A 5134-nucleotide genomic window follows, 5' to 3' on the forward strand; every position below is an offset into this window, starting at 1 on the left:
CGCTGGGCGGCGCGCCTGGGCCGTTCGGGGGGTTGATCTGCGGGTTGAGGCTGGGGAGCGGGTTTTGCTTCTTGGGCCCTCCGGGGCCGGCAAGAGCACCCTGCTCAGCGCCCTGGCCGGGCTGCTTCCTGAGGACTCCGGCGAGCAGGAGGGCACCGTCGAAATCGACGGGCTCGACCCGCGCAAAGGGCGGGAACGGGTCGGCATCGTCTTCCAGGACCCGGAGACCCAACTGGTGATGGCGCGCTGCGGCGACGACGTCGCGTTCGGGCTGGAGAACCGGGGCGTGCCGGCCGACGAGATCTGGCCCCGGGTGGACGAGGCGCTGCACCGGGTCGGCTTCCCGTACTCCCGGGACCGCCACACCGCGGCGCTCTCCGGCGGCGAGCAGCAACGCCTCGCCCTGGCCGGCGCGCTGGCCCTGCGCCCCGCCCTGCTGCTGCTCGACGAGCCGACCGCCAACCTCGACCCGGCCGGGGCCGAGCTGGTCCGGCGCGCGGTGGCCGGCGCGCTGGACGCCGACACCACGCTGATCCTGGTCGAGCACCGGGTCGCCGAGGCGCTGCCGCTGGTCGACCGGGTGGTCGTCCTGGAACCGGGCGGCGGCGTCCGCGCGGACGGCACACCCGAGGCGGTCTTTGCCGCCCACGGCGCCGCCCTGGCCGCCGAGGGGGTCTGGGTGCCCGGTCACCCCGTCGCGCCCCGGCCGGCCACCGCCGGCCCCGGGGAGGTGTTGCTCACCGCCGACCGGCTCGGCCTGCCGCCGCGGCTGGGCTCCACCGACCTGGCGGTACGCGCCGGTGAAGCACTCGCCGTACGCGGACCGAACGGCGCCGGCAAGTCCACCCTGGCGTTGCTGCTCGGCGGTCTGCTCCGGCCGGGCAACGGGCGGGTCACCGCGTCCGCCGAGTTGGCCGGCGCGGACCACCGCACTCCCCCGCACCGGTGGCGTGCGCCCGCGTTGGCCCGACGGATCGGGTCGGTCTTCCAGGATCCGGAGCACCAGTTCGTCACCAGCACGGTCTTCGACGAGCTGGCGCTGGGCCCGCGCCGCACCGGTCAACCCGAGGCGACCGTCAAGGAGACCGTGGCCGGGCTGCTGGACCGGTTGCGGCTGGCCCGGCTCGCCGCCGCCAACCCGTACACCCTCTCGGGTGGCGAGGCGCGGCGGCTGAGCGTGGCGACAGCCCTGGCCACCGCGCCACGCCTGCTGATCTGCGACGAACCCACCTTCGGTCAGGACCGGCGGACCTGGCGGGAGCTGGTCGACCTCTTCGCCGACCTGCGCGACGCCGGGCACGGCGTGGTCACCGTCACCCACGACGCGGACTTCGTCGCCGCGCTCGCCGACCGCACCGTCACCCTGCACCGCGCCCCGGACGACCACCAATGATCAGCATCGAGCCGGTCGCCGCGCCGGACGCGCCGTTGGCCCGCCGCAACCCGGTGGCGAAGGTCGCCGCCGCACTCGTCTTCTCGTTCACCCTGCTGGCGACCCTGGACCCCGTGGCCCCGGCGATCGCCATCGCCCTCGAACTGGCCGTCCTGCCGCTGTTCGGCATCCGCTACCGGGTGCTGGCCCGGCGGGCCTTGCCGCTGCTGCTCAGTGCCGCCGGCATCCTGGTCACCCTGGTGCTGTTCGCGGCCGACCGGTCCGGCCGGGTCCTGCTGGACGCTGGACCGGTGCTGGTGAGCACCGGCGTCCTGCTCACCGCGCTCGGCCTGGTGCTGCGGGTGTTCGCGGTGGCCCTGCCCGGTGTGATCGTCTTCGCGACCACCGACCCCACCGACCTGGCCGACGCATTGATCCAGAACGCGAAGGCGCCGGCCCGGTTCGCCATCGGGGCGCTGGCCGCGTTCCGGCTGGTGCCGCTGCTCGGTCAGGAGTGGCAGATGATCAGCATGGCTCGACGCGCGCGGGGCGTCGACGCGGGACGCAACCCGGTGGCGAAGCTGCGGCTCTTCGCCTCCACGGCGTTCGCGCTGCTGGTGGGGGCGATCCGCCGAGGCACCCGGCTGGCGGTGGCGATGGACGCGCGCGGCTTCGACGCCGGCACACCCCGTACCGTCGCCCGCCAGCAGCACTTCACCCGGGCCGATGTCCTCCTCATCGCCGGCGCGGTCGTCCTCGCCGCGGCCGCCCTGACCACGAGCGTCCTCCTGGGCACCTTCCGCCCTCTGATCAGCTGAGTCCGCCCCGCCGGCTACCTGCCTGCCGCCCGCCGCCCGCTGCAGCCCGCCGCCCGCTGCCGCCCGCTGCTGCGCGCTGCTTGCCGGCAAGATCCGCACAACATCATTGATGTAGTGGCCTCGTTGGCGGCGGAGGCCACTACATCAATGATGTTGCCGTCACCACCCAGCGCCCGCCACGCACAGCGGGCCGGGAGGTGGCTCGGTCAGCTGCGGCGGAAGGCGTAGCGGCGGGCCTGGCCGGCCTGCTGGCTGCGGCCGCCGCCGGAGCGGTTGCCGCCACCCTGCGGCGGGCCGGCCGTCGGTGCCTTCGGTCGCCCGGTCGGCTTCGGCAGATCTCGCATCGTCGGCGCATCGACGACCGCCGGCACCTCGACGGCTGTCGTCACATCGACGACCGCCGGCACCTCGACGACCGCCGGCACATCGACCACTGTCGGCACGTCGACCGGCAGCGCCACCTCGTCCAGGACGGCCGCCGGCAGCGCCGGCTCGGCCAGTGCCGCCGGTTCCACCAGCACCGCCGGCAGGGCCGGTTCGACCGCGAGGTCGAGGGCGGGGAGGGTGGTTGGGAGCGGGCCGTGGCCGGCCGCCGGGTCGACGCCGAGCGGCGTCGCTCTCGGGGTACGGGTCTTCTTCGGGTTACGCCTGGCAGGCATCCGGGCCTCCTTCAATGCCGACCGGCACGGCCGGTCCCGCGCTGCGGCGGTCGGTCGGATCGGCTGGTGACCGCCGTTGCGCGACGGTCGAATGGGGAAGGGACTGCTCACCGGGGCCAGGCAGGGCCATCGCCGCCGAACGGCGGGGAGGGAATGCGGGACGCCCGGGAGCGCACGGACCGCGACGCGGGACGGCGGGCCGGCTCGGAAGTGGGGCGTCAGTTACGCATGTTCGTACCGTAGCCACCGCCGGACCGACGCGCATCCGTTTTTACTGGCACGATCGGCAGATGCTGATCGCGTTCTCGATCACCCCGCTCGGCGGTGACGACTCCGTCGGTGACCTGGTCGCCGAGGCGGTGCGGGTGGTCCGTGCGTCCGGCCTGCCCAACCGGACCGATGCCATGTTCACCACCATCGAGGGCGAGTGGGACGAGGTGATGGCGGTGGTGAAGCGGGCGGTCGACGTGGTCGCCGCGCAGGCGCCCCGGGTGAGTGTGGTGCTCAAGGCCGACGTCCGGCCCGGGGTCACCGACGCGCTGACCGGGAAGATCGCCCGAATCGAAGCCCGTCTCGTCGAAGGCTGACACGCGCGGCGCGGGATGACGACAACTTTCACTGCGCGGGGCATACCGACCACCGCCGAGGGCCCGAGCCGCCACCGGCAACGTCCACATCACGTCCAGTAACGGGACGTCCGTCACTGGTCCGTATCGGCTCACATCACGGTAAGTTTCCAAACGCTGATAGTGGTGTGACGAGAGGTGGCGGCACGAATGGCTGATCAGGCGAGGGCACAAATCGGTGTGACCGGGCTGGCGGTGATGGGTCGCAACGTGGCCCGCAACCTGGCCCGCAACGGCTTCACGGTGGCAGTGCACAACCGCTCACCGGAGCGCACCCGCAGCCTGGTCGCCGAGCACGGCGACGAGGGCACGTTCCTGCCGGGCGAGACGATGGCCGATTTCGTGGCGTCACTGGAACGACCCCGCGCGGTCATCGTCATGGTGAAGGCCGGCGCGCCCACCGACGCGGTGATCGACGAGTTGGTGCCTCTTCTCGACGAGGGCGACATCATCGTCGACTGCGGCAACGCCCACTTCGCCGACACCCGCCGCCGCGAGGAGGCGCTGCGGGCGCAGGGGCTGCACTTCAGCGGCACCGGCGTCTCCGGCGGCGAGGAGGGCGCGCTGCGCGGGCCGAGCATCATGCCGGGCGGCTCCGCCGAGTCGTACGCGAAGCTCGGGCCGATGTTCGAGAAGATCGCCGCCCAGGTGGACGGCGTGCCGTGCTGCACGCACGTCGGGCCGGACGGCGCCGGGCACTTCGTCAAGATGGTGCACAACGGCATCGAGTACGCCGACATGCAGCTCATCGCCGAGGCGTACGACCTGCTCCGGGCCGGCCTGGACGCGACGCCGGCCGAGATCGCGGAGATCTTCCGGGAGTGGAACAACGGCGAGCTGGAGTCGTTCCTCATCGAGATCACTGCCGACGTGCTCGCGCACACCGACGCGGCGACCGGCCGGGCGTTCGTGGACATCGTGCAGGACCGGGCCGAGCAGAAGGGCACCGGTCGGTGGACCGTGCAGAGCGCCCTGGACCTGGGCATCCCGATCACCGGGATCGCCGAGGCGACCTTCGCCCGCTCGCTCTCCGGGCACGTCGACCAGCGCGAGGCGGCCCGCCGGGCGTTCCCCGACGCGGGTGAGAAGTGGCAGGTGACCGACCGGGACACCTTCGTCGAGGACGTCCGCCGGGCGCTGCTCGCTTCCAAGATCGTCGCGTACGCGCAGGGCTTCGACCACATCCGCGCGGGCAGCCAGGAATACAACTGGGACATCGACCTCGGCGGCACCGCGACGATCTGGCGAGGCGGCTGCATCATCCGGGCCCGCTTCCTCAACCGGATCCGTGAGGCGTACGACGAGCAGCCCGACCTGCCGACGCTGCTGGTGGCGCCGTACTTCGCCGAGGCGGTCAGCGCTGGCGTGCCGAGCTGGCGGCGGGTGGTGGCCGACGCGACCCGGGCGGGTGTGCCGACGCCGGCGTTCTCGTCGTCGCTGGCGTACTTCGACGCGTTGCGCGCGGAGCGGCTGCCCGCCGCGCTGATCCAGGGTCTGCGGGACAACTTCGGCGCGCACACCTACCAGCGGGTGGACCGCGACGGCTCGTTCCACACAACCTGGGCCGCCGACCGCACCGAGTCGCCGGCGTAGCCGGGGTGGCGCCCTGCGCGCGGCGCCCTGCGCGCGGCGCCCCGCGCGCGACGCCCCGCGCGCGGG

Annotated in this window: 5 protein-coding genes; 4 read left to right on the top strand and 1 reads right to left on the bottom strand. The window is 73.4% G+C overall.

Translation table 11 applies throughout. The annotated features are described in order from the left end of the window. Both DLJ58_RS00550 and DLJ58_RS00555 read left to right on the top strand, forming a co-directional pair. On the top strand, positions 1-1393 hold a 1393-nt coding region (locus DLJ58_RS00550; RefSeq protein ID WP_148097955.1), incomplete at its 5' end, for an ABC transporter ATP-binding protein. Then, positions 1390-2190 carry an energy-coupling factor transporter transmembrane component T family protein gene (locus DLJ58_RS00555; RefSeq protein WP_124853360.1) on the top strand — a complete coding sequence of 267 codons (801 nt, stop codon included), beginning with the start codon at positions 1390-1392 and terminating at the stop codon, positions 2188-2190. The genes DLJ58_RS00550 and DLJ58_RS00555, both read left to right, overlap by 4 nt. 206 nt (positions 2191-2396) lie before the next feature. Here DLJ58_RS00555 and DLJ58_RS34365 read toward each other — a convergent pair whose 3' ends face one another. Then, complete coding sequence (locus DLJ58_RS34365; protein WP_124853361.1) at positions 2397-2849, bottom strand: hypothetical protein; 453 nt, start codon at positions 2847-2849, stop codon at positions 2397-2399. Positions 2850-3139: 290 nt separating this feature from the next. On the opposite strand from DLJ58_RS34365, the gene DLJ58_RS00565 reads away from it, so the two are divergent. Then, on the top strand, positions 3140-3436 hold the full coding sequence (locus DLJ58_RS00565) for a thiamine-binding protein (protein WP_124853362.1): 297 nt from the start codon (positions 3140-3142) through the stop codon (positions 3434-3436). Between the two features lie 189 nt (positions 3437-3625). After that, positions 3626-5068: an NADP-dependent phosphogluconate dehydrogenase gene (gene gndA, locus DLJ58_RS00570; protein WP_124853363.1), complete on the top strand. Its 1443-nt coding sequence runs from the start codon at positions 3626-3628 to the stop codon at positions 5066-5068. The last annotated feature ends 66 nt before the right edge of the window (positions 5069-5134 follow it).

Origin of the sequence: Micromonospora arida (genome assembly GCF_003857035.1) — a bacterium.
Taxonomy (GTDB): domain Bacteria; phylum Actinomycetota; class Actinomycetes; order Mycobacteriales; family Micromonosporaceae; genus Micromonospora; species Micromonospora arida.

Excerpts from the sequence above, each read along its gene's own strand:
- DLJ58_RS00555 (WP_124853360.1), top strand. The coding sequence starts at position 1,390 with ATGATCAGCATCGAGCCGGTCGCCGCGCCGGACGCGCCGTTGGCCCGC.
- DLJ58_RS34365 (WP_124853361.1), bottom strand. The coding sequence starts at position 2,849 with ATGCCTGCCAGGCGTAACCCGAAGAAGACCCGTACCCCGAGAGCGACG.
- DLJ58_RS00565 (WP_124853362.1), top strand. The coding sequence starts at position 3,140 with ATGCTGATCGCGTTCTCGATCACCCCGCTCGGCGGTGACGACTCCGTC.
- gndA (WP_124853363.1), top strand. The coding sequence starts at position 3,626 with ATGGCTGATCAGGCGAGGGCACAAATCGGTGTGACCGGGCTGGCGGTG.